The organism is Vibrio sp. R10-SF1-ISO8 (genome assembly GCF_059833805.1).
Window position 1 is genome coordinate 152,549 of the sequence record NZ_JCBDHL010000006.1, and the last position, 22,653, is coordinate 175,201.

Genomic DNA, 22,653 nt, shown 5'->3' on the forward strand with positions numbered 1-22,653 from the left:
AGGCTTTTAGGTTACGCGTTTTTCGCGTGCTTGTAGATGCACAGCATGTCTAAGTAGCTTTCAGTTAGCTTCTTCATGCCGTCTTCATCTTGAGTACGGTTTGCTTGCACAAACAGTGAGTAGAAGATACCGTGGAACAGAGTCGCTAGTTCAGCAGGCTCATGCTCTTCACATACCTCACCACGTTCAATTGCCTTAACAAACATATTCTGCACCAAGAGTTGGTTAGTACGGTTTGTTGAAACAAACAGTGGCCATACTTCATCACGAGTTGAGGCACTCCATTCGAACCACACTTTAAGCCAGTGGCAATCGTTAAGTACCAGTTCAACCATTGCTGAAGTTAGGTTATTTAGGTTTTCTTTCGCATGAATATCTAAGTCGATATTGTCTGATAGGAAGTTCGAGAATTGACGAACAACGTAGTTTAGTACGTCATCAACCAAATCTTCACGAGTTGGGAAGTAGTTGAAGACAGTTGCAACAGAAACTTGCGCAATTTCTGCAATGTCAGCATGACCACCGCGGCCGATGCCACGACGAGCGAACACTTCCAGTGCGATTTCCATTAGTTGCTGTTTTCGTTTTTGCGGTGAAAGACGCGTGCGCGGTCTTTTAGCAATTGAGTCCATAATTAATTTCCTTGCCAAATGAGTTGTTTATATTTGTTTGGGCTTTTTGCCCTATTTATTAATTTATAATTTGCTGACGCCCTATGAGTGTAATGGTGCATATAGTTAAGGTCAACGGTTTCAGTCTATTTTATAATCACTTTTGTTAATATCGTGCTAAAGATCAATAAGAAATAATCCTGTGTTTCATGAATTATTTAGGCAAACGTTTTTCCTTGGCGCATGCTGGTGGTAAACTACGCGCCTAAATCTTGAGTGACTATAATTACGCTCTATACAGCTAACGTGAAAAACGAGATTGGTATGAAACATACAGTAGAAGTAATGATTTCTGAGCAGGAAGTCAGTGAACGAGTTAAAGAGCTAGGCAAGCAAATTAGCGAGCACTACAAGGGCAGCGAAGATGTGGTTCTAGTGGGGCTTCTGCGTGGATCATTTGTATTCATGGCTGACTTAGCGCGTGCCATCGACCTGACTCACCAAGTGGATTTCATGACCGCTTCTAGCTACGGCAATACAATGGAAAGCTCGCGAGATGTTCGCATCTTGAAAGATCTCGATGATGATATTAAAGGCAAAGATGTCCTGCTCGTCGAAGACATTATCGATACAGGTAACACTTTGAACAAAGTAAAAGAGATTCTGAGCCTTCGTGAGCCTAAGTCGATTGAAATCTGTACGCTACTAGACAAGCCTTCTCGTCGTGAAGTTGCGGTTGATGTGAAGTGGATTGGTTTTGAAATTCCAGATGAATTCGTTGTTGGTGTCGGTATCGACTACGCACAAAAATACCGTCACTTGCCTTACATTGGTAAAGTAGTTCCTCAAGAGTAACTCAACTCTTAAAGCTAGATACAGTAAAACGCCCGCTAACTTAGCGGGCGTTTTTTTATTGAATAGAGGATAGGTAGTCGCTTAACGGCACAGAAGTTTGTGTTGCGGATTGAGGACGCTTTCCATCGCTTTTTGGTAAGAGCTTTCGACGCTTTCACGAGAATTAGAACGAGCGCCTAAGTACTCTAACTTACCATCACCGATGCCATAGACCACGCCATGAATCTCAATATCTTGTCCACGTTCCCAAGCGTTTTGCATAATGGTTGAGTTAGCAAGATTATAAACCTGCTCAACGACATTGATTTCGCCGAGTTTGTCCGCGCGATCTTGTTCAGGCATGGTTTCTAGGTAATCACGATGCTTGAAATACAAATCGCGAATATGCAGTAACCAGTTGTTGATCAAGCCTAGCTGAGGGTTATCAATTGCCGCTTTTACGCCCCCGCAGCCATAGTGGCCACAGACAATGACATGTTTTACTTTAAGAACGTCTACTGCGTACTGCACGACCGATAGGCAGTTAAGGTCGGTATGGATAACTTGGTTTGCGACGTTACGGTGAACAAACAGTTCGCCTGAGTAGAGCCCAGTCAAGCGTTCTGCAGGTACTCGACTGTCTGAACAACCAATCCATAAAAAGCCAGGGCTTTGTCCTTCTTCCAATTTGGCAAAGTATTCAGGGCGTTCCGCCTTGATTGACTCGGACCATTTCGAATTGTTCTCAAATAACTGTTTAATTTCCGGCATCTTACTCACGACCCTTAATAAAATCTTGCATCACTATACACAATGTTACAATTTCCTTCCCGTCAAAATTGGGTAAAACGGTACTCATCTGACGTGTTTGAGCGCCAAAAATCATAAACTTAGTCACTATCCTAACTATTGGTTATAACCTATGAGTGATGAGATGTAATTAACACTTATCTCTTTCAAGTAACATTTGTTAAGGTGATGGAGTTAGCTACATTTCGCAGCAAGTTTATTACATTTCGCGTGATATTTGGCTACAAAAACTAAGGTTATTTTTTAAACTTCTCTTAATAACCAGAATAACCTAAAACCAGTATGTTGTGACTAGGTCCAAATCAAATCTCTGTTGGTCTCTGTCGAGCAGCCGAAACCTTTTGGACTATGACGTGTTAGACATGGAGTAACGTTTTGTTTGTTAGTCGTTTTGAAGATATGAATCTCAAAGGAGATTTATTTGGTGGTGTCACCACGGCTATTATCTCGTTGCCTTTGGCGCTAGCCTTTGGCGTGGCTTCCGGTGCAGGAGCTGAAGCGGGTTTGTGGGGCGCGATCATGGTCGGTCTGTTCGCTGCTCTGTTTGGTGGGTCAAACACATTAATCTCTGAGCCTACAGGTCCAATGACGGTTATCATGACCGCGGTGTTGACTAGCATGATGGCTAAATACCCTGAAACAGGGATGGCGATGACCTTTACTGTCGTCATGATGGCCGGGGCATTTCAGGTTTTATTAGGGACACTAAAGTTAGGAAAGTACGTAACTTTGATGCCATATAGCGTGATATCTGGCTTTATGTCAGGAATTGGCGTTATTTTAATTATACTGCAAATATCACCACTACTTGGGCAAGCGGCCCCTGCTGGTGGCGTTATGGGAACCCTGTCAGCGATCCCCGAGATTGTCGCTAACATGAAGTTTAGCGAGCTGTTTTTAGGCTTGTTAACGCTTGGTATTCTATTTTTCTTCCCCAAAAAGTATCGCCGCTATGTACCTGCACAGTTGGTCGCTTTGGTCGCGGTTACCTTACTGTCGGTCATCATCTTCGATACAGAGTCTATTCGTCGCATAGGTGAAATTCCAGCAGGTCTGCCATCACTGGTGATCCCGCATATCGATGCTGCGATGTTTACCGAGATGGTCATTGATGCCTTGGTGCTTGGCACACTGGGCTGTATTGATACCTTGTTGACTGCGGTAATTGGTGACTCTTTGACACGTAAAGAGCACGACTCCGACAAAGAGCTGCGCGGGCAGGGGCTAGCAAATATCATCTCTGGTCTATTTGGCGCTTTACCGGGAGCAGGTGCGACCATGGGAACAGTCACCAATATTCAAGTCGGTGCTCGCTCTCCTCTATCTGGCGTGGTTCGTGCCTTAATGCTTGCTTTGGTGGTACTGGTTGCCGGTGGGCTAACAGAACCTATCCCAATGGCTGTACTAGCCGGTATTGCGGTGTACGTAGGCTTTAATATCCTAGACTGGAGTTTTATCCAACGTGCTCACAAGGTTAGCTTTGCGGGCATGGCCGTGATGTACGGCGTAATGCTGCTGACGGTATTCGTTGATTTGATTGTAGCGGTTGGCCTTGGTGTATTTATCTCAAATATCATCATCATTGAACGTTTAAGTCGCGAACAAGCTCGTCAGGTTAAAGCCATCAGTGACGCGGATGAAGATGATGTGCCGTTGACTGATAGCGAGCGTGGATTATTGGATATGGCGAATGGCAAGGTGTTGTTCTTCTATCTTTCTGGGCCAATGATCTTCAGTGTTTCAAAAGCGATATCTCGTCAACATACCAGCATTTCAGATTATGAAGTGATGATCTTAGACCTGACTGATGTGCCTATGATTGATGTGACGGTTGGCTTGGCACTTGAGAATGCGATTAAAGATGCACTGGATGCCAATTGCCAGGTTTATCTGCTGTGCCCGAATGAAAAAACTCGCCAGCAGTTAGAGAAATTCCACGTAATAGACTTAGTTCCTCAAGACAATACCTTCAAGTTCCGTTACGAAGCGCTTAGAGCTGCAGTCAAGCACGTTGATACCGATGAGCATCAGTTAGAAGCTGTATAAGCAACGATTTATATTAAAAATTTGACGCCACTAGATGAAACTTTAGTGGCGTTTTTTATTTCGATAAAGTTCATTTCTAAAATATTCGAAAGGTTTAATTGTAATCATCGTTATTCAACGATAAACTGATTTACAAATAAGATGTAGCAATGGCAACCGTAAATATTATGTATGCATTAGAAATTGAGCAGCTGCGTAAAACCTATGCTGGTGGGTTTGAAGCGCTTAAAGGCATTAGTTTAAATGTCGCCAAAGGGGATTTTTACGCCTTGCTTGGGCCAAACGGAGCCGGTAAGTCCACCACTATAGGTGTGATCTCTTCGCTAGTGAACAAGACTTCAGGCCAGGTTAAGGTGTTTGGCTATGACATCGACAAAGATTTAGAGCTAGCTAAGCAAAATCTTGGCTTAGTGCCGCAAGAATTTAACTTTAACCAATTTGAAACCGTCGAACAGATTGTTCTGCAACAAGCGGGTTACTACGGCGTTCCTAAACAACTCGCTAAAGAAAGAGCTCAAAAGTATCTAACTAAGCTTGATCTTTGGGAGAAACGTAGTGAACGTGCAAGAAACCTTTCTGGTGGTATGAAACGCCGTTTGATGATTGCTCGCGCGCTCATGCATGAACCTCAACTGCTTATTCTCGATGAGCCGACCGCTGGTGTTGATATCGAATTGCGTCGCTCAATGTGGGAGTTTTTGAAAGAGATTAACTCACAGCAAGGTATCACCATCATCTTAACTACCCACTACCTAGAAGAAGCGGAAATGCTGTGTCGTAACATCGGCATCATCAATAAAGGTGAGCTGATTGAAAACACCACGATGAAGGATCTGCTCGGTAAACTTCATGTTGAGACGTTTATCCTCGACTTAGCGGAAGGTAGCTCAGAACCACAATTATCTGGGGTAAATAGCCAGACATTTGCTAACGGATCTTTGGAGATTGAGATTGAAAAGACGCAAGGTTTAAATGCGATCTTTACCCAACTTACCGAGCAAGGTGTTCAAGTCTTGTCTATGCGCAACAAAGCAAACCGTTTAGAAGAACTGTTCGTCAGTATTGTTAGAGAAGGAGAGCAGTAGGATGTATCAGCTATATTGGACAGCTTTTTGTAGTCTGCTGACAAAAGAGGTCAATCGATTTACTCGTATTTGGGTTCAGACCTTAGTTCCGCCTGCGATTACGATGACACTTTATTTCATTATTTTCGGTAGCCTTATCGGCTCGCGTATCGGTGAGATGAACGGCTTTAGTTATATGGAGTATATTGTGCCGGGTTTGATTATGATGTCAGTGATCACCAACTCATACTCCAACGTCGCGTCGTCATTCTTCAGTGCCAAATTCCAGAAGAACATTGAAGAGTTGCTAGTTGCACCTGTGCCAAACTATGTGATCATTCTTGGCTTTGTTATGGGGGGCGTAGTGCGCGGCCTGCTTGTTGGCACCATCGTTACCTTCGTTTCGCTTTTCTTTGTTGATCTTCAGGTTGATCATTGGGGCATTATTATTGCGACGGTATTTATGACCTCGGTCGTGTTCTCGCTCGGTGGCTTGATCAATGCTGTGTATGCCAAGACCTTTGATGATATTTCGATCATCCCGACATTTGTTCTGACACCACTTACGTATTTGGGTGGCGTGTTTTATTCAATTAGCTTGTTGCCTGAGTTCTGGCAAGGTGTGTCTAAGATCAATCCGATCGTCTACATGGTCAATGCTTTCCGCTACGGTTTTTTAGGGGTATCTGACGTCGGTATTGTGACTTCGTTTAGCGTGCTGGGTGTGTTTGTCGTTGCTTTGTATGCGGTAGCCCATTACCTAGTGACTCGCGGAATAGGGTTGCGTAGTTAGTAGCGGACTGCGTCCTAGAGATCGGGCTGCGCCCGCGAGAATCGAGAACGGGCTTCGCCCTTCGGGATTAATTGTCATTCCCTAGACTGACGAAGGAAGGAGTAGGGAATCTCTTACAGCGAGTCGGTAGCTTGATGAGATCCCCAACTCGTTCGTTCCTTACTCTTGAGGATGACCATAAAAACAAAAAGGGTTGATACTTTCATATCAACCCTTCAAACTTTTCTCGCTTCTCGCTTCTCGCTTCTCGCTTCTCGCTTCTCGCTTCTCGCTTCTCGCTTCTCGCTTCTCGCTTCTCGCTTCTCGCTATTCTGCGCTTTCTGATGGCGCTTCAGCGGTTTCTTCTTCTTTTGATTCAACCACCATTTCGACAACTTGGTTATCGATCAGACGAGCTTTACCTAAGAAAGCAGACATTAAAATGACCGCTTGAGTGGTATCGGCAGTGATCGCTTGCAGGGTGCGGGCATCGCGAATAAAGATCTCATCAGGCTGCAGGCCTGCTGCGCGTAGCTGATCATTCGCATCTTCAATCACAGATGCGTAGTCATCGCGTCCGCCTCGCATAGCGCTGCTAATCCAACGCATAGTACGAGCCAAGACTGGAGCACGTTGACGCTCATCAATGGTTAGAAGGCCGTTACGTGAGCTCATTGCTAAGCCATCCATTTCACGCACTGTCGGTACACCGATGATTTCGATATCCATGGCCAAGTCTTCGGTCATCTTGCGAATCACCGCTAACTGTTGGAAGTCTTTCTCACCAAAGCAAGCGACATCAGGCTGAACAATATTGAAAAGCTTGCTCACCACAGTGGCGACACCACGGAAGTGACCTGGGCGAGAGGCACCTTCAAGGATGTTAGATAGACCCGGAACCTCCACAGAGGTTTGATTCTCTACCCCGTTTGGATAGATGATATCAGGCGTCGGCGTAAAGACAATTTCAACACCTTCACCGCCTAGTTTGGCCAGATCATCTTCCAAGGTGCGAGGGTAGTTATTGAGATCGTCCGCACGGTCAAACTGCATTGGGTTAACAAAGATGCTCACCACAACAATGTCGGCGTGCTCACGCGCTTTACGAACTAAGGTTAAGTGGCCTTCGTGTAGGTTGCCCATGGTTGGAACAAAAGCCACCTTGCGTCCATCTCGCTTGTACTGCTTAATCTGCTCTCTAAGAGCGGCAATTTCAGCAAAAGTTTGCATGACTATAATCCTTACGCGATGGTATGTGCGTCGCCAGGGAAAGCTCCGCTTTCGACGTCTTCCTTGTATTTAGCTACAGCTTTACGCATGTCGCCAGTTTCAGCAAGGAAGTTTTTCGAGAATTTTGGCATGTAGTTCGCTGCAATACCGAACATATCGTGCATAACTAGGATCTGGCCGTCAGTGACATTTCCGGCACCAATACCAATCACTGGTACATCACATACTTCGGTGATGCGTGCGGCGAGTTCTTTTGGAACACATTCAAGCAAAATGATTTGTGCGCCTGCTTCTTGCAGAGCAAGTGCATCACGAACCATGCGATCGGCTTTATCTTGCTCGCGACCTTGTACCTTGAAACCACCAAAGATATTCACTGATTGTGGAGTCAGCCCTAGATGGGCACACACGGGTACAGCGCGCTCCGTAAGCATTTTCACAGTGTCGACTAGCCAGTCGCCACCTTCAATTTTTACCATGTTTGCACCAGCACGCATCAGAGTTGCGGCATTTTCACATGCTTGCTCTGGTGTGGCATAGCTCATAAATGGCATATCAGCCATCAATAAACAGTTAGGGCTACCAGCACGAACACAGCGAGTATGGTAAGCAAGTTCTTCAACCGTCACTGGTAACGTTGAAGTTTCACCTTGAAGCACCATACCTAGCGAGTCGCCTACTAGCAGTACTGGCATCTCTTGGCTTTCGAATAGCTGAGCGAAGCTCGCATCGTAAGCGGTAGAAGTTGCAAATTTACGACCTTCTTGCTTCCATTTCATTAGGTCGTTGATAGAAATTTTTTTCATGATTTTTCCTTACAGGAGTTGGCTATGATTGCCAAATACGCAGACCGTTTTGCTCAACGACTTTGAGTAAGTCTTCCAGTCTGGTCCCACATGGGAGGGTTAAATTTGGTGCGATTTCTGCGAGCGGGTAGAGTACGAACTCTCGCTCTTTCATTCCGTAGTGAGGAACGACTAGGCGCTCGGAATCCATCACCTCATTGCCATAAAGTAGAATATCGAGATCTAAGGTTCTTGGACCCCAACGCTCTTCTTTACGGACGCGCCCTTGCTCTTGTTCAATAGCTTGAGTGCTATCAAGCAGTTCAAGTGGCGTTAATTCTGTTTTTAGTTCAACCACGGCATTGATGTAGTCAGGTTGATCTTGAGGGCCCATCGGTGTACTGCTGTACAAAGATGAGCTACGCACGAACTCTGACTTAGGAAGTTGTTTTAATGCATCAATAGCCGCATTGGCTTGAGAGACAGGATCGCTAAGATTGCTGCCTACAGCGATAAAGACCGTGATCATGACGATGCCTTAGGCTTTTTCTTACGGTAGTTCTTGCGGCGACGCTGCTTTGGTAGGCCTTCGGCTGAAGAATCTAAGTCGGCAACCATTGCTTGACGCATATTGCGACCTGCATTTTGGAAGGTTTCCCACCATTTGGCTAATAGCTCGGTATCACCTTGTTCAACCTCACCGCGCATCTCAAGGAAATCGAAGCCAGCACGGAATTTGTTGAGTTCCATTAGGCGGAAAGCGCGTTTACCGTTGCGACGGGGCATACGAAGCTGCAATTGCCAGATTTCGCGAATCGTTGCCGTATGGCGGCGTGGAATGGCGATGGTGCGTACCTGATCATCAAGTACGTAGTTACTGGCTTCCATGATCGCGTCATAGAAAGAGAGCTTACGCTTCTCCATCAACTGGTTAGCTTTCTCTTGCAGTGGGTACCACAGCATAGCAGCGAACATAAATGCAGGGTTAATGCGTTTACCTTCTTCGATGCGCTGATCGGTAGAATCTAATACCAAATCAAGCATCTGCTCGGTTTGCGAAGAGTAATCTTCAGTAAAGAACTCTGAAATCGTTGGGAACAACTGTTGGAACAAGTTGTATTCACGCATCAGGTGGTAAGTTTCTAGACCATGACCTGATTGCAGCATCTTTAATGATTCCTCATAAAGACGTGCTGGTGGAATGTCTTGAAGTAAGGTTGAAAGCTCTTCAATCGGCTCTGCGGTATCTTCTTCAATATCGAAGTCGAGTTTAACCGCAAAGCGAATCGCACGCAGCATACGCACTGGGTCTTCGCGATAGCGCGTTTCAGGGTCACCGAGTAAGCGAATCAGTTTGTCTTCTAGATCTTCAATGCCACCGGCGTAGTCGTGAATGGAGTAGTCTCCGATGCTGTAATACATCGCGTTGACAGTAAAGTCACGACGTTCTGCGTCTTCATCAATGGTGCCGTAAACATTATCACGTAACAGCATGCCTTCTTTTGACTGCTGAGAGACATTCTTGCTTGGTTCTTGGTGGTGACCACGGAATGTTGCCACTTCAATGATGTCGCGGCCAAACATAATGTGGGCGAGGCGGAATCGACGACCAATCAAACGGCAGTTTTTAAATAGCTGCCTGATCTGCTCTGGGGTAGCATTGGTTGCAATGTCAAAGTCTTTAGGTGCTTGACCAAGCAATAAGTCTCGAACACCACCGCCAACAAGATATGCGTCGAAGCCTGCACCATGAAGACGGTATAGCACCTTCAATGCATTATCACTGATTTTTTTGCGCGAGATGTTATGCTCTTGGCGAGTAATAATATTTAAATCGAGTTCTGTAATTGCTCGAGATTCGCTGGGTGTATAGTCGTTTTTATTCATGTGCATTTGGCAATAATTGGTTAATCCAATTTTGCTTGAGTTTAGTTTCTTAGGCCCGCTAGGGGCGAATTTGCGGCTAATAATAGCCTACAGCGAGCGGTTTGAGAATAATGGTGTGATCTCAGTCGATGAAGGCAGTTGAGTTAGGTGCCAATTTTGTACCCCCCACTCTATGATTTCATCTATGCTCGAATGTCGAATTTCTTCCTTAATATCAAACCCTAAGAATGTCATCGCATCAAGCAATGCAGGTTTCGGGTTTTCGTTATCAATCGCTTTCGCATGGTTCTGTTTGGATAACTTCTGACCATTTGTATCAAGTGCTAACGGAAGATGTAAATAGCCTACAGGGGCTTTATTTAGCATTTGATAAAGACTGATTTGTCTGCCAGTCGGCTCAATCAAATCTGCCCCGCGCACTACTTCAGTAATTCCCTGCTCGATATCATCCAATACTACTGCAAGGTTATAGGCAAATAACCCATCGCGGCGCTTTATAATAAAATCTTCATCTGCCAATGCGTTTGGGATGTGCAAAGTGCCATGACGTTTATCTTCAAACTCGTACACCGGTTTCGTCATGCGTAATCGAATTGCGCACTGCTGATGATTGGTGAGGCCAAGGTCACGACAAGTGCCCGAGTAGAAACCACCAAGCGCTTTTATTTGCTTACGTGTGCACTGGCAGTAATACGCTTGTCCGCTTGCTAACCAACGTTCAATTTGCGCTTGATATAAGTCGTGTCGTTGACTCTGGTACACCACCTCACCATCCCAAAACAGACGGTATGCTTCTAAGGTTTGTAAAATTAAACAAGCTGCACCGGGCATTTCGCGTGGTGGATCTAAGTCTTCAATTCTGACCAACCATTGACCATGATTTGCTTTCGCTTGGAAATAACTGCCTAAAGCGGCAATCAAGGAGCCAAAATGCAGTGGGCCGGATGGAGATGGAGCGAAGCGACCAATATAACTCATACTATTTTTATGCCGTGATACAAACCAAAAAGGGAGCCAAAGCTCCCTTCAATAGTCATTGCAAGAGTGATTAACCCTGCATTTGCTTCTCTTTGATTTCTGCAAGAGTCTTACAGTCAATACAAAGGTCTGCGGTTGGACGAGCTTCTAGACGGCGAATACCAATCTCGATGCCACAAGATTCACAAAAGCCAAAGTCGTCTTCTTCAATCTTGTTAAGCGTCTTTTCGATTTTCTTAATCAGACGACGCTCACGGTCACGGTTGCGCAGCTCTAAGCTGAATTCTTCTTCTTGAGAAGCACGGTCAACTGGATCTGGGAAATTTGCTGCCTCGTCCTGCATGTGGTGTACAGTGCGATCAACTTCTTCCCTGAGCTGGTTGCGCCAAGCTGATAGAATTTTTGTAAAATGAGCCAACTGCTCAGGTGACATGTATTCTTCACCTGCTTTTTCTTGGTATGGCTCAACCCCTGCAATGGCTAGGATGCCTAGCGCTTTTTTCTTTGAGTCTGGCATGCAGCATCTCCTACTAACACCTAGTCAACTGCGCTCGCAGTTATTTTTAAGGCGGGTATCTATAGCAAAAAGAATCTTTGGAGGCAAATACTTGAGGTTAAACTTACTGTCAATGTGAAGGTCACATCATTTTTTGCCGTTAATGGCTAAATTCGAGTGACTTGACCAGTTTAATCTCATCGCTTGAAAGCTCTGCCTTGTAGCACAGTACTTCCACCCCTTGTTCTTGAGCGTATTTCAGTAATTGTGAATATTTGGCGTCTATATGGAGTGCTGGAGCGACTTTTTCAATCCCTGAATGTAAAACAGTGAATAAAAGTACTGCTCTGCTTCCAGAATGCACCATTTCTGTGAGCTCTCTCAGGTGCTTTTGTCCACGAGTAGTGACTGCATCTGGGAAATACCCTTGGCCTTGTAAATCCTCATCCAATAAGGTGACGCTTTTAACCTCTATATAGCATTTTGGTTGATTTTCTGATTTGAGCAAGATATCAATCCGGCTATTTTCATTGCCATACTTCACTTCAGTTTGAAGTTGGTCATAACCTTGCAGCTCACTAATCACACCTGTTTCTATCGCTTCCACAGCTAGCTGGTTCGCGCGTGCGGTATTTATGCAGATGCGATGACCTTGACTGGTCTCCGATAATTCCCAGCTATTCGGGTACTTACGCTTAGGGTTATCCGACGTTGAGTACCAAACTTTATTTCCTGGCGTAGCGCAGCCTGTCATTGCACCTGTATTGGCACAGTGGATAGTGCGCTCACTGCCATCCGGTAAAGTAATGTCGGCGAGAAAGCGCTTATAGCGTTTGATTAATGTGGCCGATTCTAATGATGGTTCAAACTTCATTTAGCACTGTTTTTATGTACAATAGTTGCCAACATTACACCACAAGGTTTCTCCTTTGTCACAATTGCCTATTCAGGGCGTGATGCCAGAGCTCATCTCTGGTGTACGCAACAATTCACAGCTCATTCTTAAAGCAGCCCCAGGCGCGGGTAAATCAACCCATTTTCCGCTGCAACTGATTAAGCACAATGTGGTTAAAGGCAAGATTATTATGCTAGAGCCGAGGCGACTCGCCGCGCGTAACATTGCCCGTTACCTTGCCGAGCAACTTGGAGAGAAGGTTGGGCAGCGAGTGGGTTATCGTGTTCGTGGAGAAAACAAAACCAGTCAGCAGACCCAGTTGGAAGTGGTGACCGAAGGTATTCTGACTCGCATGATTCAATCCGATCCGGAATTGACCGGCGTCGATCTGGTGATCTTTGATGAGTTTCACGAACGCAGTATTCATGCTGATACTGCGCTCGCGTTTTGTTTGGAGATCCAAGAAGCGCTGCGCGATGATCTTAAATTAGTGGTGATGTCAGCGACATTAGATCAACTCGCTCTATCTCGTTTGTTGCCTGATGCTGAATACGTTGAATCTCAAGGTAGAAGCTTTCCAGTTGAGCACAGATATGTCCCAGCTAAGCCAAATGAACGCTTAGAAGAGCAGATGGCGAAGCAGATTACCTCGCTGATAGAAAACGAATCCGGTTCTTTATTGGCTTTTCTACCGGGAGTGGCGGCAATCAAACGTGTTGAAGAGCGATTGCAGCACCTAGCGAGTGGTGTTCAGATTTGTCCTCTCTATGGGCAGCTAGACTTTGCTCAGCAGCAAGCCGCAATCCAACCGGCTAAAAATGGCGAGAGAAAAGTTGTATTGGCCACCAATATTGCAGAAACCTCGCTAACCATAGAAGGGATTAGGCTAGTTGTTGACTCAGGCTATGAGCGCGTAGCGAAGTTTGATCTGAAAAGTGGTGTCACTCGTTTAGAGCAAACTCGGATTGCTCAATCATCTGCTGAGCAAAGAGCGGGCCGTGCAGGGCGTTTGGAGCCTGGTATTTGTGTGCGGTTGTATTCTGAAGGGCAGCTCAATCAACAGCCTTATGTGCCTTCACCGGAAATACTGCATTCAGATTTGTCGAATCTGGTATTGGAGCTTGCTCAGTGGGGAGCACAAACGCCTGCTGATTTAAGTTGGCTAGATATACCGCCTGAAAGTGCGATATACCAAGCCAGAGCCTTGCTTGTGCAGCTTGGGCTACTGGACAGCAAAGGGCAGCTAACAGAGGCCGGTAAACTGGCCGCGAAGCTGGGCTTAGAGCCAAGAGCTTGCGCTATGCTTGCCAAAGCGAAAGACTCAAGCGAGACCGCTGCGGCAATTATCGCCCTATTGGAGGAGCCTGAACGCAACACATTGGACTTTATACACAGCGTGCACCGTTTAAAGCTGGGTAAACACAGCAAGCAAAAACTGGTGATTGAACGCGCGCGAACCATTGCCAAGCGCATCGGTAGCGATTTCTTACTAACTAGCATCGACGAGTCATCAGTTGCCTGTTTGCTGGCGCTGGCTTTCCCTGATCGAATTGCTCAGGCTCGTAGCAATCAGTTAGGATGTTTCTTACTCGCCAATGGACATGGGGCGCAGATAGAAGACAGCCAAAGACTCGCTGCTTGCGATTATATTATCGTGATTGACTTGATGCGCGGTCAATCGGAATCCTCACAAATATTTTCTGCCTTGGAACTTGATCTCGCGGCGTTGCAGAAGCGTTCTCCAGAGCTGTTTACATCGATAGAGTTGGTTGATTGGGATGAACAAAAAGGTCGTCTGATTGCTGAATGTCAGACAAAACTTGGCCGCTTAATCATTGAGAGAAAAGTGCTTCCGGAACCTCCACGTGAAAAAATGACGCAAGCTTTACTTAATTTCGTTCAACGTAAAGGGCTTTCAGTATTAAATTGGACACCGCAAAGTATCGATCTTCTAGAACGTATGCGCTGTGGGCAGGAGTGGTTACCGGAACAAGAGTGGCCCCAGTTAGATGAGACGGGGCTATTGCACCATTTGTCTGATTGGTTAGAGCCATACCTAAACGGTATCGGTTCGGTAAAAGCGTTGGCAAAGGTGGATTTGAGCGCGGCGTTATTGGCTTATTTAGGCTGGCCGTTAAATCAAGAGATAGACAAGTGGCTGCCAACACATTACCAAGTGCCAACGGGAAGCAAGAAGAAAATTCGCTATCAGCAAGGGCAGGAGCCAGTCTTGTCGGTCCGGATGCAGGAAGTGTTTGGTGAACAGGCTTCACCTGAAATTGCTCAAGGTAGGAAGCGTTTGGTGTTAGAGCTACTTTCTCCTGCGCAAAGACCACTCCAAGTGACTCGAGATCTGGCGAGTTTTTGGAGTGGCGCATACAAAGAAGTGCAGAAAGAGATGAAAGGGCGCTACCCTAAGCACGTTTGGCCGGATGATCCAGCTAACCATGTGGCGACAACGAAAACCAAAAGACAGCTAAACTCATGACCAAGAAATCAACGTCGGCAGGCACTAAAAAGACAACCAATAAGCCTGTGCGCAAACGCGCGACCAAATCCCCTAAACGGAGCCCAAACAAGAAACAGAAACGTTCTTGGTTAAAGGCTATTTGGAGCTTGACTTGGAAGCTTGCTTTAGCCGGTATCGCTGTGTTGCTAGTGGTCGGCATCTATCTTGATACTTTGGTGAAACAGCGCTTTGAAGGACAGCTTTTCGACCTACCGACAGTGGTCTACGCACGTATTCTTAACTTAGCTCCAGGCGACTCAATTACCATCCAAGAAGTACGCAATGAGCTGGATGTGCTTAACTATCGTAAGGTGCGCCAACCTCGTTATCCCGGTGAGTATTCCTCGTCGTCAACTAAGATTGAGCTTATACGCCGTCCATTTGAGTTTAGCGACGGCCCTGAGCCAGATCGCCGCGTGATGCTCCACTTTTCGAAAAACAATCTTGAGCGAATTCAATCGTTAGAGAAGAAAGGCGATCTAGGTTATTTGCGCATTGAGCCTAAAATGCTAGGAATGTTAGAGAAAAACCACGATGAGCAAAGGCTGTTTGTTAAGCGCGAGCAATTTCCCGAGGTGATGATCGATGCCTTGCTGACTACTGAGGACCGTGATTTCTATCAGCATGATGGCGTGTCACCATTAGCGATAGCTCGGGCTCTGGTCGCGAATGTTAAGGCTGGAAGAACAGTTCAAGGGGGAAGTACTCTCACACAGCAATTGGCGAAGAATATCTTCCTATCGAGTGATCGCACCTTGTGGCGAAAAATCCGAGAAGCGTATATTGCGTTAATTCTCGACCATCGGTACAGCAAAGATCGAATCTTAGAGGCGTATCTTAATGAAGTGTATCTAGGACAAAGCCGCGGACAAGCGATTCATGGTTTTGGCTTAGCGGCTCGGCTTTATTTCGGTCAACCTATTCAAGAGCTACGCATCGATCAGTTGGCTTTGCTAGTTGGTATGGTGAAAGGACCGTCTTATTACAACCCTGTTCGCTTCCCTGAGCGGGCGAAAAAACGTCGCGATTTAGTGCTTCGTTTGATGATGCAACACGATATTCTCACTGCGCGTGAATATGATATGGCTGCCAGTCGACCGTTGGACATTCAAGATAATCCACAGATAGCCAGTCGTCAGCCTGCGTATTTCCAACAGTTGAAAATAGAGCTGAGGGATAAAGTAGGTGAAGCTTTCCAGTCCGACGTCGGTTTGAAAGTATTTACCTCACTAGACCCAGTCTCTCAGCATGAACTAGAGCAGGCGATTGCCACGAAAATTCCGCAACTTGCTAGCGTCGCGGGTAAGTCTTTAGAAGGTGCCGCTGTTGCCGTTGATCGTCATAGCGGAGAAATTCGCGCTATGGTTGGCGGTAAACGCACTGGCTATGACGGTTTTAACCGCGCGCTGAATGCGAGCCGCCAAATCGGTTCTCTGGCTAAGCCGGCGGTTTATTTAACAGCGCTTGAGCAGCCGAATAAATACCACCTCGCCACCACCTTGCACGATAAACCAATAAGTCTAAAGGGCAGCAAAGGCAACGTTTGGTCGCCACGTAACTATGATCGTAAATTTCGAGGTGATGTGCCTTTGTATATTGCTTTAGCGAAATCACTGAACGTACCGACCGTTGAACTGGGCATGCGACTAGGCATTCCAAGTGTGGTGAAAACCCTAGAAAAACTTGGCGTCGATAAAAATGAGATTCGCCCTGTACCGTCGATGTTCCTTGGCTCATTCACATTGACCCCCTTCCAAGTGGCACAGATGTACCAAACTCTGACCAATTCGGGTAAGCAAGCAAGGTTGTCCGCGCTACGCTCAGTGATCGACTTAGACGGCAATGTCTTGTATCAGTCACTACCAAGAGTGTCACAGACCGTTGACCAACAGGCGGCATGGCTAACCACTTATGCGATGAAGCGTGGGGTACTTGAAGGGACTGGTCGCTACCTTAATAGCCAATTTGGCTGGGCGGCATTGGCAGGTAAAACGGGCACCAGTAACGATACTCGTGATAGCTGGTTTGTCGGTGTTGATGGGCGTGAGGTGACAACCATATGGTTAGGTCGAGATGACAATAAACCGACTAAGCTGACAGGCTCTAGTGGTGCACTGAGGGTCTATGCTGAGTACCTAAAACACCGAATCCCAGAGAAATTAACCCTGCCTTGGCCACAAGGTGTCAGTACATTAGGTTTTGCAAAAACTGCGCAGGGTAGTTTAGATCTTGATTGTTCCAATCAGTTTAAATTGCCTGTTTGGGATGTTGGTGGAAGCCTGAAAGAACAGTGCGAGAGTCAACCAAAACAGTGGATCAAAGAACTATTTAGTTGGTAGTAATCATTGTGTGGAATATTAATACTTTACGACGATCGAGTCTGCCAGTATAAACACAACATAAAGCTCTAGAAAGGAACTCGAATCGTGAGAACACTCATTGGCTTCCTAGCATGTGTTATTGGAAGTGTGGCATTTAGTGCCGTGGCTCAGACTGAAGCGCAGCAAGAAACAAGACCTAAAGTCGCACTTGTACTCGCGGGTGGTGGTGCAAAAGGTGCCGCGCATATTGGCGTGTTAAAAGCACTAGAAGAGCTAAGAGTTCCGGTCGACATCATTACTGGTACAAGTATGGGCTCTTATGTGGGGGGCTTATACGCCACGGGTATGAGTGCCGATGAAATAGAGTCTTTTATCTACACCGTTGATTGGAATAGCGGTTACCGCGATCGAGTTGATCGCAGCCAGCGTAAAGTTCAAGACAAAGAATACGAAGACAGATATCAACTCACTACCGACTTGGGGCTTCGCTGGGGAGAAATTCGCGGAAAACGCGGCCTAGTTCAAGGTCAGGGAATGCTCAAGCTTTTGCGCGAAACCGCAGGCAATCTACCCCCTTTTGAGTCTTTCGATGAGCTTGCCATTCCTTATCGCTCTGTCGCTACGGATATTCTAGAGCTAGAACCTGTGGTTATCGACCATGGCTACTTAGTCGATGCAATGATGGCGAGCATGTCGGTACCCGGGGCTTTGCCACCATACAATCTCAACGGTCGTCTCTTGGTTGACGGTGGGGTAACCAACAACATGCCAGTGGATATTGCCCGAGACCTCGGTGCTGATATCGTGATTGCTGTCGATATAAGTACTGAGTACAAAAGTGAAGAGGACTTCACCACCCTGTTCACCGTCGCCGATCAGTTATCTAACTATCTTGTGCGGAACACGACCAACCAACAGGCTGAACTTCTCTCTGAGCAAGATCTCTACTTACGCCCAGAAGTAGGGGGGATGGAAACGACTGAATTTCACAAAATGCCAGATGCTTTTGACAAAGGCTACCAAGTGACAATGCAAAGCAAAGATTTGCTAAAGCAATTCAGCCTTTCATCAGCAGGCTATCAAGATTATGTGGATCATAAAGAAGATGTTCGTCGTGGCCTACGTTACGGCGATGAAATCACGATTCAAAACGTGGTGATAAATAACAACTCGCACTATGCAGATGAGTTACTTGCAAAGCGACTGAATCTTGAAGAAGGTAACAAGTATAGTTTGTCTCAAGTTGAGAAGAGTGTTCAGGATTTATATGCGTTAGACCGATTTGAATTGATCAAATACCGCTATGATGAAGTGGATGGACAAGATACGCTGATTGTCGATGTGAATGAAAAGTCCTGGGGGCCAAATTACGTTAATTTCCGCTTTTTCCTCGAAGATGATTTTTCGACTGACAGCCAGTACTCACTAGGTGTATCGAGCAACTTTACCGATCTCAATGATTATGGTGCAGAGCTAAGAACAGATTTTGAGATAGGTACGGATAAACGCTTTGAAGCTCTGTTTTATACGCCTTTTTTCTCGAGCCAAAAGTCCTTTACCACTTTTGGTGTGACTTATAGCGATGAGAAGCGTAATCTGCCGGCCACTGGATTTGAAGATACCACCTTATCTGCTACGAAAAACTACTTCCCACTCTCTTTCAGTGAATGGGTCGCTGAATGGGCTTTAGGCTATCAAGATACCTTATGGCGACGCTTTAAAATTGGTGCGAGGTATGTAGATGGCGAAGGTGAACTGTCTACACTCCCTTCTTATCTAGACTTGTCTTACAAACGTTTAGGAGTGTTTACTAACTACCGAATCGACACTCTCGATAATTACAGCCTGCCGCGTAAAGGCTTTTATCTAAATCTAGATTATTTGATCTCCCATGACGAAAGTACAGGTGGAAGCCCACTCACTGAAGCAACGGAAGATGAAGATACGGCTTACGAGTTTGGCGCTAAGATGATCGCGGCGCAGACTTTTTCTCGCCATACTTTGGTCGCAAATATTGATGTAGGGTTCGTAAACAACAAAAACTCATCTATCCCAATTGATCCTAAAGAAATTGGTGGTTTCTTAAATTTGTCGGGAATTCCACGTAACAGCTTGATTGGACAGAACAAACTATTTGGCAGCCTTGTTTATCGCTATCGTTGGTTTGATAATGACTTTGGCTTGTTCACTTCACCATTCTATATCGGTGCTTCAATGGAATATGGCGGTGTTTGGAATGATCCCGAACTAGATATTGATGATGCGCCTTTATACGCTGCAGGCTCTGTGTTTGCTGGCGTTGACTCTCCGATTGGGCCAATAATGTTTGGTTACGGTCGCACTGAACAGAATTTTGATTCTGTTTACCTAATTATTGGCACTACATTTAAGTAACCACTTTCTCATTTAATATCACCATATCCTATTCTCAATGAGTAGGATATGGGCTGAATTGACATGAAAAATCATAGAACTTTAGTCTTAAGTTGCTATGTTGGTCAAAATGATGAGATTTTAATTTAACGTTAAATTTGCTATTCTACCGCCCACAGTTTGGCCTCTCTGGCACTGTTTCTCAGTCAGCATTGAATGATAAATATGGCATGGAGAGCCAAGTTTCCAAGGATGTTCACTCCCTTATTCTTTGAATAAATAGCATAAGAGGGAGGAACCGCAATGAGAGGAAAAAGTCGTGCTTGAAGCCTACCGTAAACACGTCGAAGAGCGTGCTGCTGAAGGAGTTGTTCCTAAACCACTAGATGCTGAGCAAGTTGCCGGCCTAGTTGAACTTCTTAAAACCCCACCTCAAGGTGAAGAAGCATTTATTCTTGACCTACTAGAGAATCGTATCCCACCAGGTGTTGATGAAGCTGCTTATGTAAAAGCAGGTTTCCTTACGGCTGTGACGAAAGGTGAAGTGGACTCGCCGCTAGTCAGCCGTGAAAAAGCAGCTGAACTGCTTGGTACCATGCAGGGTGGTTACAACATCGCTCCATTGGTTGATTTGCTAGACGATGACGCACTCGCGTCAATTGCCGTTAAAGCACTTTCACACACTCTACTGATGTTTGATGCTTTCTATGATGTAGAAGAGAAAGCGAAAGCAGGTAATACATACGCGCAGCAAGTTCTTCAGTCATGGGCTGACGCTGAGTGGTTTACCTCGAAAGAGAAAGTTGCTGAGAAAATCACCGTTAAAGTCTTTAAAGTTACTGGTGAGACGAACACCGATGACTTATCTCCAGCACCAGATGCTTGGTCTCGCCCTGATATTCCAGTTCACGCCAAAGCGATGCTGAAAATGGAACGTGATGGTATCAACCCAGACGAGCCAGGAAGCGTTGGTCCTATCAAACAAATCGAAGAGCTACAAAAAGATGGTATTCCACTAGCGTATGTGGGTGACGTTGTTGGTACGGGTTCTTCACGTAAGTCAGCAACTAACTCTGTACTTTGGTTCATGGGTGAAGATATCCCATTTGTACCAAACAAACGTACTGGTGGTATCTGTTTAGGTGGCAAGATTGCGCCAATCTTCTACAACACGATGGAAGACTCAGGAGCGCTACCAATTGAGCTAAACGTTCAAGACATGAACATGGGTGACGTGATTGATATCTACCCATATGAAGGTGTAGTACGTAAAGGCGGCGCAGAGATCTCGAACTTTGAATTGAGCAAGGTACTACTTGATGAAGTGCGCGCTGGTGGCCGTATTCCATTGATCATTGGTCGTGGCTTAACAAGTCGTGCTCGTACTTCTCTTGGCCTAGAAGAAACCGATCTGTTTGCTAAGCCAATTGATCCTTCTGCATCAGACAAGGGTTACACACTGGCTCAGAAGATGGTTGGTAAAGCATGTGGCGTTGAAGGTGTTCGCGCTGGTCAATACTGCGAACCTAAGATGACCACAGTAGGCTCTCAGGATACAACGGGCCCTATGACGCGTGATGAGCTAAAAGACCTAGCGTGTCTTGGCTTCTCAGCTGATCTAGTGATGCAGTCTTTCTGTCATACATCTGCGTATCCAAAACCAGTAGATGTAAACACCCACCACACGCTACCTGATTTCATCATGAATCGTGGTGGTGTCTCTCTTCGTCCTGGTGACGGCGTTATCCACTCATGGCTAAACCGTATGCTTCTTCCTGATACAGTAGGTACAGGTGGTGACTCGCATACTCGTTTCCCATTAGGTATTTCATTCCCAGCAGGTTCTGGTCTCGTTGCATTTGCAGCAGCAACTGGTGTTATGCCACTTGATATGCCGGAATCAATCCTAGTTCGCTTTAAAGGTGAAATGCAGCCGGGTATCACGCTACGTGATTTAGTTCATGCGATTCCTTACTACGCAATTCAGCAAGGTCTATTGACGGTTGAGAAAGCGGGTAAGATCAATGAATTCTCGGGTCGCGTACTTGAAATTGAAGGTGTTGAGCATCTAACTGTTGAGCAGGCGTTTGAGCTTTCAGATGCATCAGCAGAGCGTTCAGCAGCGGGCTGTACCGTGAAACTGTCTCAAGAGTCTATCGAAGAGTACCTAAACTCGAACATCACCATGCTTAAGTGGATGATCTCGGAAGGTTACGGCGACCGCCGTACTATTGAGCGTCGTATCACAGCGATGGAAGAGTGGCTAGCGAACCCTGAGCTGATGGAAGCGGATGCGGACGCAGAGTACGCACACGTGATTGAAATTGACTTGGCTGACATCGATCAACCGATTCTATGTGCACCAAATGACCCAGATGATGCTCGTCTTCTATCTGAAGTTCAGGGCACAAACATCGACGAAGTGTTTATCGGTTCATGTATGACTAACATTGGTCACTTCCGTGCAGCAGGTAAACTGCTAGAGCAATTTGGTGGTCAGTTAGATACTCGACTATGGGTTGCGCCACCAACCAAGATGGACCGTGATCAGCTAACTGAAGAAGGCTACTACGGCATTTACGGCCGTGCGGGTGTTCGTATCGAAACTCCGGGCTGTTCGCTATGTATGGGTAACCAAGCGCGTGTGGCAGATAAAGCGACAGTAATGTCTACTTCTACACGTAACTTCCCTAACCGTTTAGGTACAGGTGCGAACGTATACCTATCTTCTGCAGAGCTAGCAGCTGTAGGTGCAATTCTAGGTAAGATTCCAACTAAGGAAGAGTATTTAGAGTACGCTAAGCAGATCGATGCAACAGCAGCAGATACCTACCGCTACTTGAGCTTCCATAAGATGGAAGATTACACCAAGAAGGCGGATGAGGTTATCTTTCAAGAACCTGCATAAATAGCTTGGAATATTAATAGCTGATAAAGCGCCCACCTTAAGGTGGGCGCTTTTTTGTGGGAGCGCCCCTAGGATATCTAGAGCGCTTCGCTGCTGGAAAACTGGAACGGGCTTTGTCCTACTGGAGGTGGGTG

17 protein-coding genes are annotated in these 22,653 nt (G+C 45.9%); 8 read left to right on the forward strand and 9 right to left on the reverse strand.

The features are described 5' to 3' along the window. Positions 1-11 precede the first annotated feature (11 nt). Entirely contained in the window at positions 12-632 is a 621-nt protein-coding gene (locus AC6R00_RS02650) for a LuxR/HapR/OpaR family quorum-sensing transcriptional regulator (RefSeq protein ID WP_004742614.1), read from the reverse strand. A gap of 303 nt (positions 633-935) precedes the next feature. Here AC6R00_RS02650 and hpt point away from each other — a divergent pair, with 303 nt between their 5' ends. After that, a complete protein-coding gene (gene hpt, locus AC6R00_RS02655) occupies positions 936-1,466 on the forward strand; it encodes a hypoxanthine phosphoribosyltransferase (RefSeq protein WP_004742615.1) in 531 nt (176 codons plus the stop codon). Between the two features lie 81 nt (positions 1,467-1,547). Here the strand turns inward: hpt and can are convergent, their stop codons facing one another. Beyond that, a complete protein-coding gene (gene can, locus AC6R00_RS02660) occupies positions 1,548-2,216 on the reverse strand; it encodes a carbonate dehydratase (RefSeq protein ID WP_004742616.1) in 669 nt (222 codons plus the stop codon). Positions 2,217-2,630: 414 nt separating this feature from the next. On the opposite strand from can, the gene AC6R00_RS02665 reads away from it, so the two are divergent. From AC6R00_RS02665 to AC6R00_RS02675, 3 genes are all read left to right on the forward strand, one after another. Then, positions 2,631-4,301, forward strand: coding sequence for a SulP family inorganic anion transporter (locus AC6R00_RS02665; RefSeq protein WP_500639237.1), 1,671 nt, complete (start codon positions 2,631-2,633; stop codon positions 4,299-4,301). Between the two features lie 167 nt (positions 4,302-4,468). Beyond that, a complete protein-coding gene (locus AC6R00_RS02670) occupies positions 4,469-5,386 on the forward strand; it encodes an ABC transporter ATP-binding protein (protein ID WP_500639305.1) in 918 nt (305 codons plus the stop codon). Between the two features lies 1 nt (position 5,387). Next, positions 5,388-6,158 (forward strand): ABC transporter permease, encoded by a 771-nt coding sequence (locus tag AC6R00_RS02675; protein ID WP_004742619.1) that lies wholly within the window; start codon positions 5,388-5,390, stop codon positions 6,156-6,158. 306 nt (positions 6,159-6,464) lie between these two features. On the opposite strand, the gene panC is transcribed toward AC6R00_RS02675, so the two are convergent. The 7 genes from panC to sfsA all read right to left on the reverse strand — a co-directional run bounded on the left by panC (position 6,465) and on the right by sfsA (position 12,387). Then, positions 6,465-7,367, reverse strand: a complete 903-nt coding sequence (gene panC / locus AC6R00_RS02680; protein ID WP_500639238.1) for a pantoate--beta-alanine ligase — start codon at positions 7,365-7,367, stop codon at positions 6,465-6,467. An 11-nt stretch (positions 7,368-7,378) separates the two neighbouring features. Further along, positions 7,379-8,173: a 3-methyl-2-oxobutanoate hydroxymethyltransferase gene (gene panB / locus AC6R00_RS02685; RefSeq protein WP_069667577.1), complete on the reverse strand. Its 795-nt coding sequence runs from the start codon at positions 8,171-8,173 to the stop codon at positions 7,379-7,381. Positions 8,174-8,195: 22 nt separating this feature from the next. Continuing rightward, a complete protein-coding gene (folK, locus tag AC6R00_RS02690; RefSeq protein ID WP_500639239.1) occupies positions 8,196-8,681 on the reverse strand; it encodes a 2-amino-4-hydroxy-6-hydroxymethyldihydropteridine diphosphokinase in 486 nt (161 codons plus the stop codon). Beyond that, positions 8,678-10,045, reverse strand: a complete 1,368-nt coding sequence (gene pcnB / locus AC6R00_RS02695; RefSeq protein ID WP_500639240.1) for a polynucleotide adenylyltransferase PcnB — start codon at positions 10,043-10,045, stop codon at positions 8,678-8,680. Before pcnB ends, folK begins: the two co-directional genes overlap by 4 nt. Before the next feature lie 81 nt (positions 10,046-10,126). After that, entirely contained in the window at positions 10,127-11,017 is an 891-nt protein-coding gene (gene gluQRS, locus AC6R00_RS02700) for a tRNA glutamyl-Q(34) synthetase GluQRS (protein ID WP_500639241.1), read from the reverse strand. 70 nt (positions 11,018-11,087) lie between these two features. Beyond that, positions 11,088-11,534 (reverse strand): RNA polymerase-binding protein DksA, encoded by a 447-nt coding sequence (gene dksA, locus AC6R00_RS02705; RefSeq protein ID WP_171324669.1) that lies wholly within the window; start codon positions 11,532-11,534, stop codon positions 11,088-11,090. Positions 11,535-11,673: 139 nt separating this feature from the next. Continuing rightward, a complete protein-coding gene (sfsA, locus tag AC6R00_RS02710) occupies positions 11,674-12,387 on the reverse strand; it encodes a DNA/RNA nuclease SfsA (RefSeq protein WP_272786292.1) in 714 nt (237 codons plus the stop codon). 55 nt (positions 12,388-12,442) lie between these two features. Here sfsA and hrpB point away from each other — a divergent pair, with 55 nt between their 5' ends. The 4 genes from hrpB to acnB all read left to right on the forward strand — a co-directional run bounded on the left by hrpB (position 12,443) and on the right by acnB (position 22,519). Continuing rightward, positions 12,443-14,896 carry an ATP-dependent helicase HrpB gene (gene hrpB, locus AC6R00_RS02715; protein ID WP_500639242.1) on the forward strand — a complete coding sequence of 818 codons (2,454 nt, stop codon included), beginning with the start codon at positions 12,443-12,445 and terminating at the stop codon, positions 14,894-14,896. After that, positions 14,893-17,256: a penicillin-binding protein 1B gene (mrcB, locus tag AC6R00_RS02720; protein ID WP_500639243.1), complete on the forward strand. Its 2,364-nt coding sequence runs from the start codon at positions 14,893-14,895 to the stop codon at positions 17,254-17,256. Before hrpB ends, mrcB begins: the two co-directional genes overlap by 4 nt. Before the next feature lie 87 nt (positions 17,257-17,343). Continuing rightward, entirely contained in the window at positions 17,344-19,632 is a 2,289-nt protein-coding gene (locus tag AC6R00_RS02725) for a patatin-like phospholipase family protein (protein ID WP_500639244.1), read from the forward strand. Between the two features lie 298 nt (positions 19,633-19,930). Next, complete coding sequence (acnB, locus tag AC6R00_RS02730) at positions 19,931-22,519, forward strand: bifunctional aconitate hydratase 2/2-methylisocitrate dehydratase (RefSeq protein WP_500639245.1); 2,589 nt, start codon at positions 19,931-19,933, stop codon at positions 22,517-22,519. The last annotated feature ends 134 nt before the right edge of the window (positions 22,520-22,653 follow it).